Origin of the sequence: Lentisphaera marina (assembly GCF_028745505.1) — a bacterium.
GTDB classification, from domain to species: Bacteria; Verrucomicrobiota; Lentisphaeria; order Lentisphaerales; family Lentisphaeraceae; genus Lentisphaera; species Lentisphaera marina.
The window spans coordinates 1213466-1237027 of the sequence record NZ_JAQZZL010000002.1; the positions used below are offsets into that span (position 1 = coordinate 1213466).

At 41.9% G+C, this 23562-nt stretch carries 16 protein-coding genes; 5 read left to right on the forward strand and 11 right to left on the reverse strand.

Features of this window, described 5'->3' with window-relative positions:
- Window position 1: 1 nt before the first annotated feature.
- The 7 genes from PQO01_RS15860 to PQO01_RS15890 all read right to left on the reverse strand — a co-directional run bounded on the left by PQO01_RS15860 (window position 2) and on the right by PQO01_RS15890 (window position 11928).
- The gene (locus PQO01_RS15860; protein WP_274315065.1) at window positions 2-1390 is read right to left on the reverse strand and encodes a GH1 family beta-glucosidase; all 1389 of its coding nucleotides are present in this window, start codon (window positions 1388-1390) and stop codon (window positions 2-4) included.
- Window positions 1391-1393: 3 nt separating this feature from the next.
- Window positions 1394-2788, reverse strand: a complete 1395-nt coding sequence (locus PQO01_RS15865; RefSeq protein ID WP_274315066.1) for a sulfatase-like hydrolase/transferase — start codon at window positions 2786-2788, stop codon at window positions 1394-1396.
- A gap of 39 nt (window positions 2789-2827) precedes the next feature.
- Entirely contained in the window at window positions 2828-4195 is a 1368-nt protein-coding gene (locus PQO01_RS15870) for a sulfatase (protein WP_274315067.1), read from the reverse strand.
- A 130-nt stretch (window positions 4196-4325) separates the two neighbouring features.
- On the reverse strand, window positions 4326-5822 hold the full coding sequence (locus tag PQO01_RS15875; protein ID WP_274315068.1) for a sulfatase: 1497 nt from the start codon (window positions 5820-5822) through the stop codon (window positions 4326-4328).
- 59 nt (window positions 5823-5881) lie between these two features.
- A complete protein-coding gene (locus PQO01_RS15880; protein ID WP_274315069.1) occupies window positions 5882-8308 on the reverse strand; it encodes a glycosyl hydrolase family 28-related protein in 2427 nt (808 codons plus the stop codon).
- Window positions 8309-8532: 224 nt separating this feature from the next.
- Entirely contained in the window at window positions 8533-10161 is a 1629-nt protein-coding gene (locus PQO01_RS15885; protein ID WP_274315070.1) for a sulfatase family protein, read from the reverse strand.
- Window positions 10162-10215: 54 nt separating this feature from the next.
- Window positions 10216-11928 carry an MFS transporter gene (locus tag PQO01_RS15890; RefSeq protein ID WP_274315071.1) on the reverse strand — a complete coding sequence of 571 codons (1713 nt, stop codon included), beginning with the start codon at window positions 11926-11928 and terminating at the stop codon, window positions 10216-10218.
- Between the two features lie 196 nt (window positions 11929-12124).
- Between PQO01_RS15890 and PQO01_RS15895 the strand changes: the two genes are divergently transcribed.
- Both PQO01_RS15895 and PQO01_RS15900 read left to right on the forward strand, forming a co-directional pair.
- Window positions 12125-12508, forward strand: coding sequence for a transposase (locus PQO01_RS15895; RefSeq protein WP_274313841.1), 384 nt, complete (start codon window positions 12125-12127; stop codon window positions 12506-12508).
- Window positions 12505-13341: an IS3 family transposase gene (locus tag PQO01_RS15900; protein WP_274315072.1), complete on the forward strand. Its 837-nt coding sequence runs from the start codon at window positions 12505-12507 to the stop codon at window positions 13339-13341. Before PQO01_RS15895 ends, PQO01_RS15900 begins: the two co-directional genes overlap by 4 nt.
- 98 nt (window positions 13342-13439) lie before the next feature.
- On the opposite strand, the gene PQO01_RS15905 is transcribed toward PQO01_RS15900, so the two are convergent.
- Together PQO01_RS15905 and PQO01_RS15910 are read right to left on the reverse strand one after the other, a co-directional pair.
- Entirely contained in the window at window positions 13440-14840 is a 1401-nt protein-coding gene (locus PQO01_RS15905) for a sulfatase-like hydrolase/transferase (protein ID WP_274315073.1), read from the reverse strand.
- 18 nt (window positions 14841-14858) lie between these two features.
- Window positions 14859-17903 (reverse strand): glycoside hydrolase family 2 protein, encoded by a 3045-nt coding sequence (locus PQO01_RS15910; RefSeq protein ID WP_274315074.1) that lies wholly within the window; start codon window positions 17901-17903, stop codon window positions 14859-14861.
- Between the two features lie 214 nt (window positions 17904-18117).
- Between PQO01_RS15910 and PQO01_RS15915 the strand changes: the two genes are divergently transcribed.
- Genes PQO01_RS15915 through PQO01_RS15925 form a run of 3 tightly spaced genes read left to right on the forward strand, consistent with a single transcriptional unit; the run spans window position 18118 to window position 22288 of the window.
- Window positions 18118-19107 (forward strand): c-type cytochrome, encoded by a 990-nt coding sequence (locus PQO01_RS15915; protein WP_274315075.1) that lies wholly within the window; start codon window positions 18118-18120, stop codon window positions 19105-19107.
- Window positions 19107-21467: a DUF6807 family protein gene (locus tag PQO01_RS15920; protein WP_274315076.1), complete on the forward strand. Its 2361-nt coding sequence runs from the start codon at window positions 19107-19109 to the stop codon at window positions 21465-21467. Before PQO01_RS15915 ends, PQO01_RS15920 begins: the two co-directional genes overlap by 1 nt.
- Window positions 21464-22288: a sugar phosphate isomerase/epimerase family protein gene (locus PQO01_RS15925; RefSeq protein ID WP_274315077.1), complete on the forward strand. Its 825-nt coding sequence runs from the start codon at window positions 21464-21466 to the stop codon at window positions 22286-22288. The genes PQO01_RS15920 and PQO01_RS15925 overlap by 4 nt, the downstream gene beginning before the upstream one ends.
- On the opposite strand, the gene PQO01_RS15930 is transcribed toward PQO01_RS15925, so the two are convergent.
- A complete protein-coding gene (locus PQO01_RS15930; RefSeq protein WP_337994466.1) occupies window positions 22283-22606 on the reverse strand; it encodes a GNAT family N-acetyltransferase in 324 nt (107 codons plus the stop codon). The two genes, PQO01_RS15925 and PQO01_RS15930, sit on opposite strands and share 6 nt — an antisense overlap.
- Entirely contained in the window at window positions 22599-23549 is a 951-nt protein-coding gene (locus PQO01_RS15935) for an IS1595 family transposase (RefSeq protein ID WP_274315078.1), read from the reverse strand. The genes PQO01_RS15930 and PQO01_RS15935 overlap by 8 nt, the downstream gene beginning before the upstream one ends.
- Window positions 23550-23562 lie beyond the last annotated feature (13 nt).

Genomic DNA, 23562 nt, shown 5'->3' on the forward strand with positions numbered 1-23562 from the left:
GTTAAATATTTTCACCATTTTGCTTAATAGCTTCAGCAAACCACAGGGCTGAACTCTTGGGTGTTCGCTCCAAGCTTTCGTAGTCTACATAACACATTCCAAAGCGACGCTTATAACCGAATGACCACTCGAAGTTATCCATGAGTGACCAGGCAAAATAACCTCGCAGGTCAACGCCCTGCTCGATGGCATTTCGCGATCCCCGCAAATAGGATTCGTAGAAGTCTTTTCGCATCACATCATTGAGTGCCGATTCTTTGTCCGGCTCATCACAAGCACAGCCATTTTCGGTTATATAAATTATGGGATGATCATAACGCTGATCAATCCATTTCAAGAGGTCTCTGCAACCCTCTGGAACGATATTCCAGCCCATGTGCGTTTTTTGCCAAGCAGGGTCATTGCTCAAGTGGACATTTTGGTCATCAATCATACCACCATTGCCGGCTATATCGCTCACTTGTTCTTGGCCCTCTTTGGGTTCAGAAGCCATCATTGTACTGTAGTGATTGAGGCCAAAGAAGTCGCTAGAGCCCAGAATCTCTTTGCGTTCATCTGGAGAGAATTGCGGCAGTCTTTCACCTAAGCGCTGTCGCATAACTTGTGGATAATCACCCTTCCAAACGGGATCAGCAAACCAGGCCAGGAAAAACTCCAAGCTACGCTCGGCTGCGGCTCGATCCTCAGTGGAATCTGTAAGCGGGTAGCGGAAGTCGCAATTATTGGTGATGCCAATGGTTCCGCCCTGATGGGCAAATTCAGTTTTATAAATGCGGTAGGCACGGGCGTGACTGAGCAACAGGTGATGGGCGGCAATATAGGGTTCATCAGCTGAGACACGGCCGGGAGCGTGGGCGCCAATGCCATAACCCAAAACAGCTGAACACCAGGGTTCATTGAGGGTGATCCAATTTTTCACCCGATCACCAAAGGCCTCGAAGCAAATTCGAGCATATTTTTCAAAGTATTTTACCATGTCTTTATTGAGCCAACCATCGTGTTCGATCTGTAATGACAAAGGCAGATCCCAGTGATAGAGAGTCACCCAAGGTTCAATACCATGCTCGAGCAGGCAATCGATGAGGCGATTATAAAAATCTATGGCTTGCTGATTGGCCTCACCTTTGCCATCCGGCTGGATTCTGGGCCAGGCAATGGAGAAGCGGTAGGCTTTTAGCCCTAAGCTTTGCATCATTTTTACATCTTCTTCAAAGCGATGATAATGATCGCAGGCCACATCGCCATTGTGCCCCTCTTCAACTTTTCCCGGGGTATCGCAAAAAGCGTCCCAAATACTTGGCGCCCTGCCCCCTTCGCGACTAGCGCCTTCAATTTGGTAACTCGCGGTGGCTGAGCCCCAGACAAAATTTTTCGGAAATTCTTTGGACATGATTTATTTCTTTTTATTATTTTCTTTAAACTTCTGAGTATGCTCCAAGCCTAAATAAACGGGCTCTATGAGTCCCTTACTCCATTCGGCGCGGACATTGTCAATCTCTGTAAAGCGTTCTGGAAAGGACTTAATAATATTTTTTTCTTCGCTAATATCATCTTTCAAATTAAACATCTGATGACAAGTACCGCCATTATAGGTAATGAGCTTATAATCGCCCATGCGCACGGCGTAACTCCCTTCTGAACCGCCACCCCGTAGAAAAATAGCCTTATGCGGTGAGCCTTGCTTTGCTCCAGTTACGTAAGGAATGAGATTGACACCATCGAGGGGCTTTTCGGGATCAAGCGCAGCACCGGATAAGTCGGCTATGGTCGCCAGTACATCTAATGAGTTAACGGGCTGATCATAAATCGAAGGACTGGTAACTCCTTTCCACTTGAGGAGAAAGGGGACGCGCCAACCGCCCTCATAAGAAGAGCCTTTATCTTTACGTAAAATCCCGTTATCAGCACCCCATTTTTCTTTGCCGCCATTATCGGACATAAAAAATACCAGGGTGTTTTCTTCCAGTTGACAATCACGAAGCTTTTTCATAATCTGACCTACGCCATCATCCAGTCCCACAACTAAACCCGCGTAGAGTTGGCGTTGTTTATCTTGTATGTGGGAAACGCGCTCCAGGTCTTTTTTTGCGGGCTGTAATGGAGTGTGTGGAGCATTGTAGGACATGAAGAGGAAGAAAGGTTTTTCTTGATGGCGTTCAATAAAATCTAAGGCCTGATCCGTAAATTCTTCGGTCAAATGTTTTTCAAATTGCACGGGGGTGTGATCATCCAGGATCCAGGTTCTCATCTGCTGAATCTCTTCTTTATCTTTCGTGAGCTTGTAGGAGTCTTTAAATTTCATCTCTTTCTGAAAGTAATAATGACTCCCGCCCAAATGCCCGTAGAATTCATCGAAGCCACGGTTAAGTGGATGGTGGGTCTCTTTATGGGCGCCAAGATGCCATTTACCAATAATCTTCGAGCTGTATCCCAGGGGCTTGAGCACCTCGGCAATGGTCTTCTCACTTTTGGGAACTCCCATATTGGGATCTTCAGGGCGATACTGGGGATTGCGCTCAGACCCAAAGCGCTGTTGATAACGCCCCGTAATAAATCCTGCCCGGCTGGGTCCACAGACCGAATAGGCTGAATAGCCACTGGAAAACTGTACACCGCTTTTTGCTAAAGCATCGATATGTGGAGTCGGAATATCAGTACATCCATTATACCCCACATCCTTGTAGCCCAGGTCATCCGCCATAATAACAATGAGGTTGGGCTTGTTTTGTATTTGTTCAGCACCAAGACTTAAGCATGCTAGTGCGAATAGTATAGAGAAAATTTTCATGGTTGATTCAGTCCGGTTTTTTAAGTTTTTTACAGAGGATTAATGACTCATACTTTGTTGTAAATAAGCCTTCATCTTGTTCACGATTTCTTTATATTCAGGCTTAGATGCCACATTGACATTTTCATCGGGGTCAATTTTATGGTCAAAGAGCATGGAACCGTCGCTGTAACTTGTATAGGCGTAACGATCGCTTATGGCCGTATCACCATTACGAAAACGAGCATAAACGAATTCCTGTGTGCTTTTAGATAAGTCACCCAGCACAGGAACAAAACTCTTACCGTGCAGGTGTTGTGGCAAAGGCAGACCTGCCAACTCACACAGGGTCGGATAAATATCAACTGAAGAAACTAAAGCTTTGGCTTCACCCTGGAGCTTTCCCGGGGCATGAACGATTAAGGGCACTCTGAGGGAAATATCCATGGTGTTGTGTTTACTCCAGAAATTGTGTTCACCTAAATGAAAGCCGTGATCTCCCCAAAAGACAATTATGGTATTTTCCGCCAGATCTAAATCTTCTAATTCCTGCATGATTTTGCCAACTTGGGCATCGATATAACTTACACAAGCGTAATAGCCATGGATCATGGCACGATGCCAGGCCTCGGAATTCAGATCGTATTCATCTAAAACATAACCAGTTAACTCATTAGAAGATCTCAAAGACTTGGGAGCACCTTTTGGTCGGTAAAGGTTGGTCGCCACGCTGAAAGTCTTGGGATCATACATGTCCCAATATTTTTTAGGTACGTAAAAAGGCATATGAGGTTTTTTAAACCCACAGCCTAAAAAGAAAGGTTTGCCATCCTTTTTTAAACGGCGAAGTGCCTGTATGGTTTTAAGCGTTGTTTTGCCGTCGATATAGTCTTCATCGCCCACGTCGGCAGCTTCAAACATTAAGCCGCGCTTAGCTTTGGTGAGCCTCTTCAAGGTTATGTCTAGATTCGCATCCAGCCTTTCATTTCCCGGGAGCCATGCTTTCTCACTCCAGCTCCGTTTTTCCGCATCATATTTGTGGTGGAAGATCTTACCTAAGCTTAAAGTTGTGTAACCCGCTTCTTTAAAAACTTGAGGCAAGGTTGGTACATCGGGTGCATCTTGATCAATTGAAGTCTTATAATCGACAAAGCGCTTAGCGCTTGGCTGCAGTCCAGTAAAGACACTTGCACGCGAAGCTCCACAAGTTGGTACAGAGCAATAGGCCCTGGAAAATTGCACCGACCTAGAAGCCAACTTATCAATATTTGGTGAAATGACTTGTGATTCGCCATAACAGCCCAGTACAGGACGTAGATCATCAATAGCGATGAATAGTACATTGGGTTTAGTACTTGACTCAGCAAATGATGAATTGGCGATCAAAAATAAGGCAAGGACAGAAATTAGTGATAAGCATTTGTTCATTAATAGTTTCCTTTGGAGTTCAACATGAGAAATATGGAACTCGATTTTAAGTTTTTATCAAAAATATTCATTTATAAAAAAGCTCGCTGAAGATGTATCTTTTTTGACAAGTAAAGCGAAAAGTCCTTCGCTAAAAATATAATTTTAGTGATTCCTGGAGGAGTTTTAGGCCAGCTGAATCATTGTGTAAAATCTTAGTCATATCCTCAAGAACTTTAGTGTATTCAGGATTCATGGCCTGATTTTGGGTTTCATCTGGATCTTTTTGGTAGTCAAACAAATCTCTACCAATGACCTTTTTCGTCTCTGTATGCACCCATTCGATATAGCGATAACGCTCGTTGCGAACCGAATATCCGATATCCTTCCATCCCTTACGAATTGTCACGGCTCCTTCGCGCGGCTTAGCCTTTGGGTCTTCAAGTACAGGTGCTAGGCTTTCACCCTGTAAAAAGTCCGGTTTTGGAAGGCCAATTAGGTCGCATAGTGTGGGAAATACATCGGTAAATTCTGCAGGAGATTTGGATTTAGTTCCAGGGCTCGATTGACGTGGGTCCACAATAATTAAAGGTGCTCGTGCGGCCTGTTCGAAGGAAGTATTCTTGGCCCATTGGCCATGATCACCTAGGTGAAAGCCATGGTCGCCCCACAGTATGATTATTGTGTTATCATCTAGCTTTAGCCTTTTCAACTCATCGGTGAGCATTCCAACTAGAAAATCGATGTAGGAAACACAGGCATAATAGCCATGTATAAGCTCTTTCTGGAGTTGCGGAGAAAAATCTGTAGCTTCGCCTTCTTTTGGAATTCCCTCATACACCCGTAACTCACTACTCTTTCCATAGCCACGCCCAGAATTACCGGCCGCCTGTTTTTGAAAGGGGTGAATCTCGAATTGATCACGCTTGTAGAGGTCCCAATATTTTTTAGGTGCATAAAAAGGTAGGTGAGGTTTGGCAAAACCAACGGCTAAGAAAAAGGGCTCATCAGCGGCCGCTCTTTCGCGCATGCGCTTAATACCCTCTTGTGCTACACGGTAGTCCCTGAAGTCCACAAGTTTATTTATTGGTGCCGCAGCTACTTTGCTGTACTTGTAGGTGTAGCCCTCAATATTTTTTCGCTTCTGGTTGGCTTCGGCTTTACCTATTTGTTCCACATCTTTAGAAGATAAACCGGGCCTGAAGGAAAAAGCCTCACTCCAGGATTCTTTATCCATGATCTCTAGATTATCTACACAACGGTAATCATAAATTTTTCCTGTGCCAGTTGTAAAATATCCGTGTTCTTTAAGGTACTGAGGCAAAGAAACAATGTTAGGATTCGCCTCACGCCATTTGGTTTTTAGGTCCAATACGCCGGCACTTTCCGGACGAAGGCCACTCATAATACTAGCTCGGGAAGGACCGCATACAGGGTACTGACATTGAGCGTGGAGGAAAGTCGTTCCCCTGGCGGCCATGCGATCGATATGGGGGCTTTTAGCCAGCTTATCTCCATACACACCCAGGCGTGGAACTAAATCATCTACCGCTATGAATAATACATTGGGCTTATCCGAAGAAGCCAAAATACTTGTGTGAAATACTAGAGCGCAAAAGCTCAAGACTAAAGTTTTTATATTTATCATCATCATACCCTATTTTTTTGAATTGTTGTCGAATCGAAAGGCTAAGAGCACAGTCATTCTTATTTGGCTGTGATATTGTTTTTTGATGCACTGAATTTCGTCTTGCCGTCCACACGGAAAAGGCCGTAAACGCGATGGGTCATTTTTTTCAGGTAGCGCTGCTCGTCGTCATCCTTAAAGGGATCGTAGCCGGAGTACTTCTGCATTGTTGGAAAAATCGTAGCAGGAATCAATTCTTCATTCTTACCATCAAACTTCAAACGAGCAAAAGCATTCTTATGAGGGAAGGTGTGATTTCTCGTGCGCTCAGCACCAGACATACTACAGGCACTATCGGCTCCCTCTACTATGAGAATTGGCCCTTCTTTACTTGGTTCTAAGTAGCGCGATGTTTTTTCATTTAAGTAGATGGCAAGTAATTCTGTTTGGCCACCATTGCGAGTCAGACAGAAAGTGCCGCCGTGCTCACCGAGCTTTTGCCCTATGGTGAATAAGTGACCACCATCATTCACCATACGGGGAACTCTTGAGGCAGATAGGAAATTATGTGTTTCACCATTTAAACCAGGCAAGTTAAACTCACGATCTAGGATGGGCATCTCGACATTTAGATTGCGCCCCCAAACCGATTGCTTAGTGAAGACCATTAACTCCTGAGGGAAAGCTTTGAAATAGGCAAACTCACAGTTGTCGAAGAAGACATCCTGACCTTCTGCACTTATACCATTTCGGTAAGCGCGGGGACCAGCTTTTGCGCGGATATCTACAAAAGCCACAGTACAGGCGGCATCATTTTGAAATACAGTAAAGTCCTCGGCTCTCCAGTTACTACCCTCTGAACTTCTGGAAAGCAACTGTAAGCCATTAAAAATAAGCTGATCATGCTGACCTGTGTACAGGTGAATGCCTACATAATCATTTGCTTTTGTATAAGGTGCTTTACGACTGATATCTCCGTTAAAAATAACATTAGTCATGTGACCATAAATGAGCTCAACATTTCCTGGAGACTCTGGACCATTCACTTTCAGCGTTTGCTTCACGATAAAATCCTTTTCATTGAGAAGACCGACGTAACGTGCACCAGAGTTCAGAGCTGCCTGCAGTAAATCGGTATCATCCGTACCCGATGGCTGAACCAACACCCATTCGGTGGAAATGGAAAGTGCGCCAGCCTTGATATCCTTTTGTGAAACAGTTGTGTAATCTTTAGCTTTTAAGCGCTCCCAGGCAAGAGCCGGAATTTCCGGAGTCGGTTTTAATGGTAGGTTTAAAGATTGAGCAGGCGCTCCGTCTAGAGCAACAACAACATTGCTTTTTTCTTCCTTTGTATGACCATGCACCAAGACCAATTCCTCGCTACTAGCCGCACGCAGTCGACCATGATCTACAATCGGCTTATCACCATAGCCCTTAAAGTCCGCACCACGCATGTAGAGGTGACCCTTTTCAATCTTCACTGCAGGGACAGAAGCTTTTGCACTGCCAGTATAATGAAATTTGGGATCCAAGAGAGTCAGTTGGGCAATTACCCCACCGTAGATACTCTCACTGCGTGTTGCGCACATGAGTATGCCAGTAACAGAATCGTGTTTCTGCTCGATAGTTAAGTTTTCGATAGATGTGACTTTATCTGACAAGACCATGCCCACACCATTGGGCTTCTGATTCATTAACTCAATATTCTTGAGGTAAAAACAAACTCCGCAGGGATCATTGATGTCCATTCCCGTACTAAAACCATCAACACGGACATCTTCGACCATGCCCGGCCCGTTGTTATTCTGAACTAGAGCCAAACCCGTGTGACCGCCATTGCCTTCTGCCTTGATATGAACTCGCTTTACAGCGCCCATATTAGCCACGGCATAAGACAAACCTACGGCATGGGGCTGATCATCCGGTACTTCAATGGAGAGGTCCGTTACCCATAACTGAAATTTACTATTTCCGCTTTGCTTGCGGTCATAAGAGTAACGCGAGCTCTGCAAAACTGGTTTAGGCTGCTTTTCTGAACCAAATGTGCCAATCTCCTTGGCTGAACGCAGACGCAAAATTGTTTTACCTATACCGTCACCCCAAATCCATTGGAAGCCCTCGGAGCCAGGTATTTCATATCTTCCGATATGAGCCGGATTACCATTATTCATGACGCAGGCCAAAGTATCGCTGATATCGTAAGTTCCTTCCGGAAGGTAGATCACCTGTTGTTTGTAATACCTGCCCTTCTCCGACTTCTCTAGAGCAGCTGCTGCATCAATAGCCGCTTGAATCGCTTGAGTATCATCTTTACCATCGTTAGGTACAGCTCCGAAACGCTTGTCAGTTACGTCAAAAACAAAGGCATCTGGCAGAACAGGCATTGGCTGGCTAATTAATGACTTTTCTTCAACGGCAACTTTTCCAACTTTATCTTTAGGTTTTACACAGCCTGACAAAAAGAGGAACAAGCTAACAAACAAACTGGCCTTAATTAAATCTTTCATAAATGGTTTCTTCTTTTAATTTTTCTTGTTTAAAAATACGTCGATTAGCCTGGGGTATTTTTGACAAGAAAGCTTCATTTTATACAAAAAATATCTAAGTTAAAATATCTTATCAGGCTATTAATTGCTATAAACAGCTCGTATTCATCGCACAAAATGGATGGAGATTTAACTTTGAGCATAAGCTATAAGTCACTCTGCTCCCTTCATTAGCTACTAAGTAGCTACTTTTTTAGCTCCCCAAAAGTACCTGGAACTTTGTCCAAATGAGCCTTTAGCTCACGGCGCATTTCCTGGATTTTTTGAGCATACTCAGGATTTTTTACCAAATTAACTTGTTCGCCTGCGTCAGCCTCGAGATCATAGAGTTGCTCAAGATCAAAAAAGCCCGGCTTTTTCCCAAAGGTTTTATTTTCAGCACCACCGCCCCCGGGAAAAAGTTCCAAATGCCCATAGGGCAAAGTTGGATCTAAGTTAATAGCTTCACCCCCGAAAGAACGTCTTAAATTATTATAGCGATCAAGCATTTTCTTGCGTTCTTGAGCCGTAGCATTTTTTGCGTATTCAGGGTAGTTCAATTTAATATATTTGTACTTACCTTTGACCACGGCACGGGCATAGCCCAGCTCATAGTACATGCTCTTGCGATTTTCATATGCTTCGCACTCGAGCGCTGCCTTAAAACTCCTGCCATCCGAAAGTTCGTTAGGGTTTTCATGACCTGCATAATCTAGGAGCGTCGCTAAGAAATCAATATTAGAAACCACTGCGTCACTTGTAGAACCACATTCAAAACCGGCACTGCGCCAAATAATGCACTCTGACTGCAAACCACCTTCGTACAAAGTCCCCTTGTTGTGCAGACCGTGATCATTAAAGAATACAATGATTGTGTTATCTATTTTTTCCGTCTCCTCCAGTTTATTTAAGATCGCACCAAGTGAGTCATCCATCCATAGCAAGTTCGTTACGTCATCACCCTGGAGTCCAGCCTCTTTAATGCGCTCTTTAATGCTAGCTCGTGAAGGTAGGACATCGAGCTTATGGTCTAAAATCCCTTTAGCCGTAACTCTTGAATCACCATCGTAAGAATTCTCTGGATTCAATGGCGTGTGGGTTAATGTTGCGGCTACATAAAGAAAAACGGGTTCGTCTTTATAAATCTCCAAAAACCTTAGAGCACCCTCGGCAACCCAATCCATATTTTGAACTGCCAAGGCCTTAATGCCCAACCAGGTGGGATTGTTGTGATAGAGGTTATCGGCAAAATCAAAACCGCAATTTTTAATATCTTCTTGAAGTAATTGATGTCTGTGTTCCAGGCCGGCTTTTACTTTTGGATCCTTTGGATCGGCCTGGAGATCTGGCTTATCTCCAGGGTTGATTTGTGAAGGACTATCCACCACGTGATTTTTTCCCACAAAGCCCGTTTTGTACCCCAATTGCTGAAAGTAAGTTCCCATGGTTTTGTCTTTTCCCGGTACAATGTGCGTATTGAACTGCACTACTGCCTGCCCCTCATTAATTTTTGTGGACTCAAGAAAACCTCTATTAATTGCCCGGCTCGCATAATTTCCAGTTAAACAATTGTAACGGCTAGGCGTGCACACCGGTGAAGCCACGCGTTGATTGCTCATGAAAACCCCCTCTCGAGCAAGGCGATCAATATTGGGAGTCAGGTTTTTCCCCTTGCCTTCTGGTAAACAGTTAAACATTTCCGGGTACATATCATCAGCAATAAAGAAAATGATATTGGGGGATTGAGCTGTTTTTTCCTTAGCTAACGAACTGAATGAACACAAACAGCTCATTGCCATGCTCAATATTGCCGTTTTATAAATAAAACCTTTCATGGGCTCTCCTGTAAATAAATTAATTTGCTAAATCCTGATATAGACAAATTGTCTTTAGGCATCGTTCTGACGGCGTTCATCGAGGTCATTTTCGATAGATTTGAGTAAATCCTCATTGAGTGGATAAAACACCATCAAGACCACGCCCAAAGCACAGGGAAGTGCCGAAATCCAGCTCACCATGCCCTTAATCCCCGCAAGTGTTGCATCACTCTGTAATGAGTTTGCCTTGTAGCCAACATAGGAAAGTACTGCCAAGCCAAGAGCTCCGCCAAAAGTATAGCCAAACTTTTGAGCCATGGTGCAGGCCGACATCACAAGACCCGTAGCGCGACGCCCCGTCTTCCACTCACCATAATCAGCGGCATCGGTATACATCGCCCATACTAAGGCTGCAGTAGGACCAAACATGAGGTTGATGAGTACGTGAACAGTTATAAGTAAACCCGTATTACTTTCGGGAACAAGATAAAAAAGACCGGACAGCACAAAGGTTCCCAGCATGCAAAGGATATAGCCCTTCTTTTTACCCAAAGTGAACTCGATTTTAGAAACAATAAACATGGACACCAAGTTCGCAAGGGTACCAGCAAGCATGAATAAAGGACCTATTTTTTCATTGCCTAAGTTATACTTACACCAGTAGATGATAGCTCCATTTCGCAAGCATACATGAAACAAGGAAATTATGCCCACTGCAAATAATATCAGCCATGGTTTATTAGAAATTAAATCCTTTACATCGCGGCCAAGAGAGGTTTTTTGTGAGGGAGGAGGCTGAACGCGCTCCCTTGTTGTGGCAAAGGTGATAACAAAGAGTATGGCTGCAGCAAAGCCAAAGAGAGTCATTGTCGTGCTAAAACCTTTCTGTTCATTGATGACCTGAACTTCGATTGTTTTATCACTTAAATCCACGTCTTTAAAAATTTCTTTGAGTTCGAATTCCCGACTCGCAAACCCACTAGTTAAATAAGCAATATCTTCAAAAGCCCCACTCTGCTGGCCAGTACTTAATCCGGCCTCTTGATAATACTCTGGAGTGTTAACATAAATGGTTTTTTTCTTGGTTGCCTTACCCAAATCCTTTTCATTCACCAAACCAAATTGAAGACCTAATTTTTGTACTAAATTGGGATCCTTGTAGTCAGGACTGAGCGTCGACACTTCAAGTCGCGATGAGCCCTGAGACTGCTCTGTGATGAATACTTTTGACTCAATTAACTCAGTTTTAACAACCCCCTCTGCCGAAGCTCCAAAGCTCGCCACCATTGGCAAAGTTGTTGCCTGAACAATGAGGCCACCAGTGAAAGCCATAATGAAACGCATTTGCGAAAATTTTGTGCGCACGGATGGATCAGGCGAAACCACTCCCATAAGCGATGAGTAAGGGATGTTCACCACGGTATAAATCAACACCATGGATCCATAGGTCAGGTAGGCATAAATGAGCTTACCACCAGGTGAAAGATTGGGCGTCGTAAAAGTAAGTCCACCGACTATGGCAAAGGGAAGAGCTCCCCACAAAAGGTAGGGACGGAATTTACCCCACCTGGTGTTTGTCCGGTCGGCTATAATCCCAATGATAGGGTCATTTGCACTATCCCAGATACGAACCACAAGGATCATGGTTGCCAGTACTGCTGGAGCTAAACCAAAAACGTCTGTATAAAAGTAATTTAAAAACCATACGAACTGCATCCAAAATAAATTTGATGCCAAATCACCGAGGCCGTAGCCAAAACGTTCAAAAAAAGTAATTTCCTTCATCTTATTAAGCCAAATATTATTTTGTTCATTCTTATCCTTTGTTTTTTTGTTTTTAAAGGGTCGAAATGAACTCAGCTCATTTGACTGATTAAGTAAATTTTTTTACTAATTGTTTAGTTTAAAGGACATGGTGCTTCGCATACGAGAAGGACTGTCTTGTCCTGATATAGGTTGTCATCTAAATCAGGAACAACCCATGAAAGATACAATAAGATATAGTGAATCATTTAAACAAAAAGTGGTAAACGAAATCTCCAAAGGTAAATTTATAAGCTGTGGAGAAGCTAGCCAAGCTTATGGGATATCAGGCTCTTGTACAGTAAGAGGCTGGGTCAAAAAGTATGGTAGAACAGACTTATTACCAAAGGTGATTAAAGTGGAATCAGAAAATGATATTGATGAAATTAAAGCTCTTAAAAAGCATATTGCTGAGTTAGAGAAAACAGTAACTGAACTAGCTATAAGTGATGTTATGAATAAAGCTTACTTTGATATAGCGTGTGATAAGTTCGGTGTGTCAGATAAAGTCGCATTCAAAAAAAAAGTCGATGCGAAGCTGTCTGGAGAGTCAGAGAAATGAACAAATCTTTCACTGTTAAGCAACTCTGTGAGTATTTAAAAATGAGTCGGCAAAACTTCTATAAACATAGATCAATTAGCACTAAAAAAGAAGTGGATCAAAAGCTTATAGTCGAACTGATCAAAGAACAACGCTGCATCCAGTCAGAGCTCGGAGTTCGAAAGCTACATCATATATTAGCGGATGACTTCAAAGAGAATTCTATAAAAGTAGGACGAGATCGCTTGTTCGATATAGCTCGTGAAGAGCGACTATTAATCAAAAGAAAGAAGAAGTACTGTCGCACAACCGATTCTAGGCATTGTTTTAAAGTTTATAGAAACCTCATCAAAGATATGAATTTAACATCTCCTAACCAGGTTTGGGTATGCGATATCACCTATATTAGAGTAGTAAAAAGCTTTGTTTATTTAGCATTGATTACTGATGCATACTCTAGAAAAATCATTGCTTATAATGTGGGAGAGAACTTAGAAGCTGTTGGATGTATCAAGGCGTTGAAAATGGTTTTAAAAGATCTACCTAAAGGTTCTCACCCGATCCATCACTCTGACAGGGGGTCGCAGTATTGTTGTTATGACTATGTCGATATTCTAAAAAAGAAAAACCTTCTGATTAGTATGACAGAAGAAAATCATTGTTATGAAAACTCAAAAGCTGAAAGGGTTAATGGGATCCTAAAATATGAGTACCATTTGAGAAATACATTCAATGATCTAAAGAGCGCAAAAACAGCTATTAAACAAGCTATCTATTTGTATAATAATTGCCGTCCACACATCGCTTTGGGTTACTCATTCCCAAGTACTGTTCACGACAGACAATGTGCATAACAAAACAACAAATTGTGACAACTATTTTTCAGGACTTGACAACTCTGTCCCTCTCGAGTTCTCCCAGTAAGGAATTGCCATTCCTTAACCAGGCGGTGTTATTTTTGGTAGGGAAACGCTGAGTTTGCAGTGCGATCATTTTCAAAAATATCCTTAACTCTTTTGACTAATTCAGGATGCTGGTATGCTATATCATTTTCTTCTGATTCATCCTGAGCTAAATCAAAGATTTTTATTGGAGAATCCACACCATAACGAAGGGCTTTTAAGTCACCTATTCGTACTGCCTGACGAAAATGATCTGGGTTTTTTCCCATGCTGTGAAATTCCCAATTAAGGTAATCATATCGAGGCTCTTCCTTGCCCATCAACACGGGTGAAAATGAGACACCATTGCACTGCTCCGGAACTTCTAAGCCAACAATATCGGCAATTGTTGGCATAAAATCCTGAGCACTTCCCATATAATCAGTCACAAGCCCACCGTTTAATTTCCCTTTCCAATAAACCATGGTCGGTACGCGCATGCCACCTTCATAAACATCGCGCTTGTGGCCAGTTAAAACGCCATTACTTTGAAAGAATTCATGATCATGTCCGCCCTCAATGTGGGGGCCATTATCACTGGTAAAGAAAACGAGTGTATTATCCAGTTCACCACTCTCTTCCAGATGCTTGAGTAATCGCCCTACTTGCTGATCTAACAAAGTTATTTTTGCCGCATGGATCCGCTCTTTTTCTGGCCAGCCTTTATCGGCGTAAAGTGTGGTATTTCCTATAAGTTCTTCACGTGCATGGGGTGCACGGAAAGACATGAATAAAAAGAAGGGTCGATCAGCTCTCTTTTGGTATTTTAAATAATCCAGGGCTAATTCTGTACGCAGCTCATCTTTGCAGTTCCACTTCTTGTAATCAAACTCAATGAGCTTTTCCATGCCATTGACATACTCAATATTGGGTTTGAACATATTGAGTTTATCAATTTTAGCATCCCATTGTTCCTGAACAGCATAATCAAAACCACGACCTCTTGCCCAGGTCCGTAAATCATAGGGATAATCAAGGTGCCATTTGCCAAAGAAAGCGGTTTGGTAATCTGCTTTTTTTACGAGTTCTGCAATGGTCATTTCATCCATCTTTAAAGCGATACGATCAATATTTTTGCCGTCAACTAAACCGTAATTACCTCGAATGGTGTTGGTCGAAAGTTTCTTACCAGTCATCAACACTGCACGTGAAGGCGCACACACGGGTGCACCTGCGTAAAATTGAGTAAAGCGAATTCCATCTTTAGCCATTTGATCAAGATGGGGAGTCAGAATTTCTTTCTGGCCATAACAGCCTAATTCCCCATAGCCAAGATCATCCGCTAATAAAAAGAGAATATTTGGTTTTTTCTTCTGCATTTCCGAGGAGCTTTGTTTGGAGCTACCTAAAGCTGATAGAGTCAAAACAAGGCAACAGGCCAATAGAGTCATTTTAATGATAAGTTTTTTCATAGCTATCTCCTTTGTTAATTAAAGCTCACTTAGCATGTTTAAAACCACCTGCTCGGCAACCGGGTCACGACGTACACCATAAAGACCATCACTGCAGTGGCCATCAGCTAAACGTCCTGCTGTTAGCAACTGGGAAATGATCAGCTTACCTTGGCCCCTCTCTACTTTGACAACCGGAGTTCTCACCATGCCTTTACCAGCTATAGCCAATGACCTAATTGATAAGGATGAGTTGGTTTTTTGCTGAGCTAATTCAGCAGTTAAATCATAAGTTTTTATAGCGGCCTTAGGATTGACTGAACCGGCTAAAGCTGGCGCATCTTCGACAATGAAAGCGACCTTGTCGCGCAGTGTCTTTTTGACTTCTTCATCTTTCCCTGGTTCATGAGAAAAAGCATAAAAGCCTTCCAGCTCAAAGCCTTTGTAAGTCTTGCTCGTCTCTAGGTATTCTTCTTCGGCCCCCCTGGTCTTCCATATTTTTAGAAAGCCTTCTCTATCTTGGCCAATGACATCCATTGAGTCAGCGGGAACAATGAGTCCACCTTTGTAACCATTCCATAACCAGGTTTGATCAGCTCTGAGATAAGACCAAAGCGCCTTGCCCTCTTCATGGGCATGGATATGACTTTCCGGTTCCGCAATTTCTTTGAATGCAACCTTCACTTCATCCAACAACTCGAATTCATCGATTTGAGCATAGTCGACTTTATGTCCTCCCTGAAGGTTACCTAAACTTCCATCTTTGGGGTAACCCTGTCCCAAGTTCAATGGTCCGGCATTCAAGATCAAAACTGATTCCCCCTGCTCTACAAGCTCTTTTACTTTCGTTAACAGTACCGATTTGTCTTCTTTTATTTTTGCCCACGATTCTTTAGATAAAAGAAGGACATCAAATTCATCAGTCTGATTAGGATCCACCACTTTTAATTTATTTTTACTAGCAAAATCAATGAGTTCCTTTTCGTAGCTCGGAATAGCTAGAACTTTACTTTTCACTGACTCGGGAACGACCGCTTCACTAACATTAAAATCCCAGCGTGAGTGAACCGAGGTCTTTACTTCTTTTGGAGTATTCTTAAGACTTACTTGAAGACGATAACTTCCCTTTGACTTGGGCATAGTTATGCGAACACTTTTTTCAAGATCAGAAAAAGCTCCCACAGAGCATCTCAGCTCTTTGGATAAAATGACAAAGTCGCCTTCTTTAATCGTTATTTGCGCAACAAGATTTTGATCCTTTTCGGTATCATTGAACCAATGAAGTGGCAGGTCGATTTCCTGACCCGGAGTAAAATTTTGATCCCACAGATTCATGCTCACTGCAAGGGGTGAATAAACCACGGCTAACTCATTCCAAACGGGCTTGGGATTCCCTTCTTTTAAATCCCCTTCAAACCAATGACTGCCATCTTCGTGACTACCAAGGGCACAAAAAGGTGAATATCCTGCTGCACCCAAACGGCGCCAATACTCAGCTATTTTCACATTGGCTAAAGTATGATGCTCAGTTCTCAGTTCCTTTGTATGATCTGCTCCAAGGAAGCGACGAAAAGTATCTTTTACCGTCCAGTATTTTCCCTCGTCGTAATTTGCATCCAGGTAATTACCTCCAAATTCATCAACCATTATCGCTCGAGGAAACTGATCAAGTGAGTCGTAATAAATACCCACATTCTCAAACAAGCTCCACCAGTACTTATGAACGTGAATCACATCGCGTTCTTCTAAAACTAAAGGTGGATAATCCGTAATAATTTTATCAATTGCTGACCAAGCAACTTTTAATTGATCTCCATAAGTCTCGTTGTAGGGATGGATCAAACCCACGCTTGGGTGCTCAAGCCCCAAGTCAATCCAATCAGTCCATTGTTCAACTAGGCTTTCTTCAGAGGCAGGCATGCCATGAAAGAAGCTCCATTCGTACTGAACGAGCAAGCCGTATTTATCACACATATCAATAAATTTTTCAGGTGGATTCCCCAAGTGAAAACGAAGCATATTGGCGCCAAGGTCCTTCATGCGTAAAACAATATTTTTCTTAAACCATTCTTCATTCCATGCTAAATCATAGCCTTCTTTATTACGAACCCAGCGCGGCCATACCACACTTACCATACGTCCCTTAAAAGGCTTGCCATTTAAGCGAAATTGATAGCCCGATTCATCCATGGAAAACTCTTTAGCTCCATAATTATACTCGCGCTGATCCACAACTTTTTCATTATCTAAAAGAAAAACTCTAAGTTTATATAAGTTGGGTTCTTCTGGTGACCAAAGTTTTATCTTCCCATTAAAAGGAACCGATACGATATTTTTTTCGCTGGTCGATTTGTAGCTTACCTCACCAGAACAAATAACTTGCTCGCCCTTGAGTAACTCTGCTTTAACTAAATTCGGGGTGCCATTTTTACTTAAAGATTTAGCATAGATATGAAAATCAACTTTATCATCCTGAAGGTTCGTGAAGGGAATCATGCGCTCAATCACAGTATTGCCATGTAAAAACAACTCTACATCATCCCAGATCATCGAAGAAACATTGCTACGCCAGTGATCTGCCCTTGGAATGTAAGAGGCATTTTCTTCTGACATATCTTTTAGCGAAGCAAGCTCTATCTCAAGCTTCACTGAATTCCCTGGCTTTATGTCCTTATGGTCCAGTAAATGACGAGTCGGAGCCATTCCGCCTTTTTGTGAAGAGACTAATTCACCATTGATATAAACTTTCGGATTAAAACGAGCACCTTTCAAATTCAAAGTAGCCTTTGTCCAATTTCCCGAAGGCAATTTCACTTCTCTTTTTAGCCAAACTGAATTTTCGTCAATTTTTGCCGGATCATTTACTATACCAGGAACAATTCTTTCTGCACTATAATTACCTTGAGACCCGACTTCCCAAAGACCATTTAACATAAGATTTTGAGCCCTATTATCTATCGTACTACTGATCATTTTAACACCAGGGCTATCATTAAGCTTACTAGCTTGGTCTTTAAATTGACTACTTGCGAGTACAGGTAAAACTATTAATGTAAGTAAGACTTTTGGGGAACTAAATTTCATTTTTAACTACTCTTTGTTATTCATTGTTTTCCTATGAAGTCGAAAAGAACTTATTATTTTTGACAAGAACTAAAAAATAATCTGACAGCAAAAAAATGCGCTTATATGGATTAAATGCGTTAAATATGCGCATTTCTAATGTTTTTTTCGTTAAATGAATCATGATTTTTTTGTTTTGATCCTTCATAGTTGAATCAATCAACTAAGGAATTTTATGAACAAAACCATTTTCAGCTTTTTAACTTTAGCTCTTGCAGCTGGAGTTTCGGCCGATATAAAACGCGGCCAGCAAGTCTTTACACAATTTTGTGCCAACTGCCATGGAGATAAAGGTCAAGGTCTGGTTGGACCAAACTTAACTGACAAAGAAATTCTTCACGGCAGCTCAAAAGTCGAAATCGAAAAAGTCATCCGAGAAGGTGTACTGGCTAAAGCGATGCCCGCCTGGGGAACTATCCTCAATGAGCAACAAATTTCTGACGCTAGTGATTATGTAAAATCTATCATGGGCAAAAACTTAAAGAATGGTTTTGTCGTCGTTAAAACAACTGTAAGTTCATTTCCAACAGGTACTTTAGAAAAGCCTTATCTCATTCGTACTTACATGCCCGTAAACGGTCTTGATGACTCAATATTTGTCAACCATGGCAAAGGTGGCAATGTCAATAAATACAGCCCTGGGTCAGGCAAAGAAGATCCAAAAAAAGTGCAAAAGCCAATCAATGGAATCCCTTCCACCATTACAGTAAACTTTGGCCCAAAACTCTCTTACACTTTCGATACTCTTGAGTGTCGCCTGCTCTATACTTGGTCAGGAGATTTTTTGGATATGACTAAATACTGGGGTAAAGGCACTGGCGGTGGTCGCAGAGGCTTTGGCTACATACCAGATATTATGGGCAAGGTCCAATTTAAGACGAGTGGTGAACATCTCTTTCCAGGCAAAGTTCAGTTTATGGGTTATCGCAAAGAAAATGCTATTCCTATCATGCTCTACAAATCTGGAGATTTAAATATCAGCTTGAAAATTACTCCTGGTAAAAACTCAGGTGAAGCTATTTGCGAATATCGCACAGATTCCAGTGGTCCAATTACCCTACAATTAGCAAAAGGGATGACTTCAAACACAGGAAAGACCGGAACATTAAATTTAAGTTCTTCCGAGGCTAAAGCTTTTACACTTATTATCAAAGGAGTCAAATAATGAAAAAGTTCTTACTCTCAGTTTTTGCCCTTTCCACTAGCCTTGTAGCTGACAGCTACAAAGTAGACACCATCACGACTCCTCTAGAAATTGCTCCGGAAATTGGTGCTCTAGCGTTTAACCCCTCAGGTGAACTTGTTGTGGTCACACGTCGCTCAGGGATTCAGATTGCGAAACCCGCAAAAGATCCCAATGGCTTCCAATGGCGCAACTTTAGTGATGACTCACTCCACAACCCCTGTGGTGTTCAAGTCATTTCCGATTCAGAAATGTATGTATCACAAATGGCTGAGCTCACAAAAGTGTCTGATACCGATAAAGATGGTGTGGCAGATTCCTATGAGCTCATTTCAAATGAATTTGGCCTCAGTGGTAATTATCACGAAACCAATTACATCCTTCCCGATAAAAAAGGAGGATGGTACATAGCAGTAGGTACGGCCTCTCATAATGGTCCAACTTTCTATCATACTCAGGGTGAATACAAGCATAACGGCCGTCGTGGTCGCAACTATGCAGCTGTAAAATGGAAGGGCTGGGTCATGCACATTGATGCTAAAGGTAAGATGACTCCTTTTGCAAAAGGCTTTCGCATGCATAATGGTATGGGCATGAGTCCCGATGGTAAAATTTTTGCGGGTGATAATCAAGGAGACTGGCGCGGAACGTCTCCCATCTATCACGTGAAAAAAGATAAATTTTACGGTCACCCTTCTGCCCTTGTTTGGGACGAAAAGTTCGTGAAAGAAGTATCGGACAACCCTCTTTTCTACTACATGAAAAACATGGATCAATACGAAAAAGATCGCACTCCTGCAGCTATCGAACTTCCTCAGGGAATGATCTGTAATTCCCCAGGTGAAATCATTTTCGATACCAAAGGTCAATTCGGTCCATTCAAAGGTCAAGCCTTTGTGGGTGATATCGCCGGACCAAGACTCGTTCGCCTCATGTTTGAAGAAGTAGATGGAGTCATGCAAGGTGCTTGTATAAAGTTTGCTGAGAAAAAAGTACGCACGGGCAATAACCGTTTAGTTTTCAGTCCCAAAGGCGATGAGCTATATATAGGCCAAACTGTACGTGGATGGGGTAAACCATCTGAAGGAATTCAACGCATTTCTTTTAACGATGAAACGCCTGACTCTATCCTTAACGTGAAGCTTAAAAAAGAAGGTTTCCTCGTCACTTTCACCAAAGAGAAAGATAAAGCATTACTCGAAAACATAGCGAACTACGCGATTCAGTCCTATCATTACCCTTCAACGCATAAATACGGTTCTAAACCAATGGATCGAAAAAATATTGTGATTACAAAAGTCACTGTTACTAGTGATAAAAAGAGCGTTTTGCTTCATACCAATGGACTTAGAACAAAACGTCTATTCCAAATTGATGTTAAAAATTCTCTTGCTACAGGATTAGATCAGTCTCGTGTCGTTTATAAAATCAACCGCCTTCAAGCGGGAACGCCAGTTCAAGAAATCAAAAGTGACTCATCAACACCTGCAAAACCTGCCACAGTAAAACTCGACAAAACGAAAGACAAAGTAACTGTAACAGTTGATGGAAAACTCTTCACCGAATTCATTCAGGGACCAAATAAACCCTGTCTCTATCCGGTCAATGGCCCTAATCAGGAAAACCTTACTCGCCATTACCCTTTCAAAAAAGATATTCCTGGAGAAAGCGCCGATCACCCCTGGCATACCGGGATTTACTTCACCTTTGGCAAAGTGAATAACATCGACTTTTGGAATACTCGAACGGGGAAAGATAAATACATCAGAACTGTCGATCTCCAGACTGATGGCAAGAAAATTCTCGCACACAATCATTGGCTCCATAATGATAAAAAAGTACTCAGTGATATAACAGAAATCACTTTCTCCGCAGATTCAAAAACTCGTTACATCGACTACAAAATTACGCTCATTGCTGATACTCAAGATCTAGTTTTTGGGGACACAAAAGAAGGTATGATGGCCATTCGTATGGATCCATCCTTCCGCGTAAAAGATCGACACGCAAGCGTCCTTAATAGCAATGGCATAGAAGGGAAAAAGGTTTGGGGCAAACAAGCTCTTTGGGTAAGCTATGCAAACAGCTCTGGATCGGTTATTAGCATTATGGAAAGTTCGAAAAATTTCCGCTCCCCTACTCATTGGCACGCCCGCGATTATGGGCTCTGCTCTGCCAATCCCTTTGGAGCAAGGTCTTATACTAGGGACAAATCAAAGAATGGTACACACACACTTAAAAAAGGTCAACAAATGACTTTTCAATATCGCTTTGTTTTTCACAGAGAAGCTAACAATCAAAAGACAATCAATAAGCTCTATAACTCATGGTCACAAAAATGAAATATGCCATCTGTAACGAAACTTATCAAAACTGGACTTTTGAGGACACATGTAAGGATATAGCATCTCATGGTTACCAAGGGGTAGAAATTGCTCCCTTTACGCTTAAAAAGAACCCAGAAGAACTCACTATTTCAGAGGCTAAGGGCTTTACGAAGATCGCAAAAGATCATGACTTAGAAGTGGCGGGGCTTCATTGGTTGCTGACTAAGCCTGTTGGATTGCACATTTCAAGTGCGGATTGCGAAGTCCGCAAACGCACCACAAGCTTTCTGAAACATCTCGTAAGGTTAAATGCCGCAATGAACGGTGATGTTCTCGTTTTTGGCTCTCCCATGAGTCGTAATATTCCCGATGTTGAAAATTACAATGAATACTGGGATAGAGCTCGCGATTCAATTGCACTCATGGCAAAAGAAGCCGAAAAAGAAGGTGGTATCATTGCCATCGAACCCCTTGGTCATGTGGAAACAAACTTTTTCACTTCTGCCGCAGAAACCATCAAAATGATTAAGGAAATCAACTCTCCAAACTGTCGACTTCATCTTGATGTCAAGGCTATGTCCTATGAAGACAAAGCGATTGCGGACATCATTGCGGATTCCGCAGAATATTTGGAGCACTTCCACGCCAATGACCCCAATCTCCGCGGTCCAGGTACTGGAGAAATAGATTACGCTCCAATTTACCAAGCCCTCAATAAAATCAACTACTCAAAATGGATTTCAATCGAAGTCTTCAACTACGACGAAGGCCCTGAGAACATCGCTCGAAATGGAATCCAATTCCTTAAATCATGTGAAGGTACATTCACTTTATAGTTTTTTCTCAAGAAAAAGGGCTTGGCCAACACTGGGGTCGAGCTCATAAGCTGAGAAGCCAAACTTTTCATAGGCTCGATAAGCTACTTTATTGCCCGACAAGACTTCTAAAGTAATTTTACAAGAGCCCATTTCTTTAGCTCTTTCCTCTACCCTCTCTAAGAGTTTCTGACTCAGTCCTAATCCACGAAAGTCGCTATGGACCATGAGGTCGTGAATATTAATTAAAGGTTTTGCGGTAAAAGTCGATAAGCTTTCAAAACAATTCACTAAGCCCGCTGCCTGGTCGTCTACATAAATAATAACACGATTACCCAGTTAGCGAAGAATTGAGGTATTGAATAGGTTTCTGTTCACTTGCCATAGCTTTTGAAATGAGCCCAAAAAACATTTTTCTAAGATCGAATCTTCTATTTAACCTAAACTGTAAGTCAGCTAAATACCTGAATCCATACTTATCGAATTTTAGTGAATGAAATGTCCCAGAAATAGACGTTTTCACATTACTCAGAATGGTATTCACCCATTTGAAAGTATTTTCAATTTCTTCCTTTTTTGCTTTACTCGTAACTAAAACGGTGTGATTGCTCACTTCTTTTAAAGCACTGAAACCTCGAAGTCCGTCAGAAATAGTACAACAGTTTCTCTTAAGGTTTTTTTGAGCCCATTGTTTTACCGTTTCGTAGGTAAAATCGTGAACGGGTGTCAATTTTATAAAAATAGGATTGCGTTTTTCGTTAGTTTCAACAGCTGCGATAAAAGGAGATTTATTTTCTGAACCTCTTCCCCGTTTACCTCCTTCAAGTTTCCCACCCAAGTAAGCATCATCAATTTCTACAATGCCTTTGAGTCTGTATTTGTTGTCTTCCTCATACATCATTTGCATGATTTTTTGTTTCATCAACCACGCAGTTTTATAATTAACATCTATATGACGATGTAGTTCTAATGCTGAAACACTATTCTTAGATTGACTGATTTGGTGAATAGCTAAAAACCACTTTCGCAATTCAATTTTTGTTCGGTGGAACAAAGTTCCCGCTGTTAAACGATGGCTTTTTCTGCAGGATTTACATTCATATATGGTTCGAGAACCCGACTTATACTGGTAGCATTCTTTATGGCTACATTCTTCGCAATTGAAGCCGTTTGGCCATTTTAGATTTTCGAGATATTTAACACACTGCTCTTCTGAACCAAAATAATCAATAAACTCTAGAGCACTAAACCCTACTTGAAACTGAACTTTATTTTTAGACATAATACATCTCCTT

Excerpts from the sequence above, each read along its gene's own strand:
- PQO01_RS15860 (WP_274315065.1), bottom strand. The coding sequence starts at position 1,390 with ATGTCCAAAGAATTTCCGAAAAATTTTGTCTGGGGCTCAGCCACCGCG.
- PQO01_RS15865 (WP_274315066.1), bottom strand. The coding sequence starts at position 2,788 with ATGAAAATTTTCTCTATACTATTCGCACTAGCATGCTTAAGTCTTGGT.
- PQO01_RS15870 (WP_274315067.1), bottom strand. The coding sequence starts at position 4,195 with ATGAACAAATGCTTATCACTAATTTCTGTCCTTGCCTTATTTTTGATC.
- PQO01_RS15875 (WP_274315068.1), bottom strand. The coding sequence starts at position 5,822 with ATGATAAATATAAAAACTTTAGTCTTGAGCTTTTGCGCTCTAGTATTT.
- PQO01_RS15880 (WP_274315069.1), bottom strand. The coding sequence starts at position 8,308 with ATGAAAGATTTAATTAAGGCCAGTTTGTTTGTTAGCTTGTTCCTCTTT.
- PQO01_RS15885 (WP_274315070.1), bottom strand. The coding sequence starts at position 10,161 with ATGAAAGGTTTTATTTATAAAACGGCAATATTGAGCATGGCAATGAGC.
- PQO01_RS15890 (WP_274315071.1), bottom strand. The coding sequence starts at position 11,928 with ATGAAGGAAATTACTTTTTTTGAACGTTTTGGCTACGGCCTCGGTGAT.
- PQO01_RS15895 (WP_274313841.1), top strand. The coding sequence starts at position 12,125 with ATGAAAGATACAATAAGATATAGTGAATCATTTAAACAAAAAGTGGTA.
- PQO01_RS15900 (WP_274315072.1), top strand. The coding sequence starts at position 12,505 with ATGAACAAATCTTTCACTGTTAAGCAACTCTGTGAGTATTTAAAAATG.
- PQO01_RS15905 (WP_274315073.1), bottom strand. The coding sequence starts at position 14,840 with ATGAAAAAACTTATCATTAAAATGACTCTATTGGCCTGTTGCCTTGTT.
- PQO01_RS15910 (WP_274315074.1), bottom strand. The coding sequence starts at position 17,903 with ATGAAATTTAGTTCCCCAAAAGTCTTACTTACATTAATAGTTTTACCT.
- PQO01_RS15915 (WP_274315075.1), top strand. The coding sequence starts at position 18,118 with ATGAACAAAACCATTTTCAGCTTTTTAACTTTAGCTCTTGCAGCTGGA.
- PQO01_RS15920 (WP_274315076.1), top strand. The coding sequence starts at position 19,107 with ATGAAAAAGTTCTTACTCTCAGTTTTTGCCCTTTCCACTAGCCTTGTA.
- PQO01_RS15925 (WP_274315077.1), top strand. The coding sequence starts at position 21,464 with ATGAAATATGCCATCTGTAACGAAACTTATCAAAACTGGACTTTTGAG.
- PQO01_RS15935 (WP_274315078.1), bottom strand. The coding sequence starts at position 23,549 with ATGTCTAAAAATAAAGTTCAGTTTCAAGTAGGGTTTAGTGCTCTAGAG.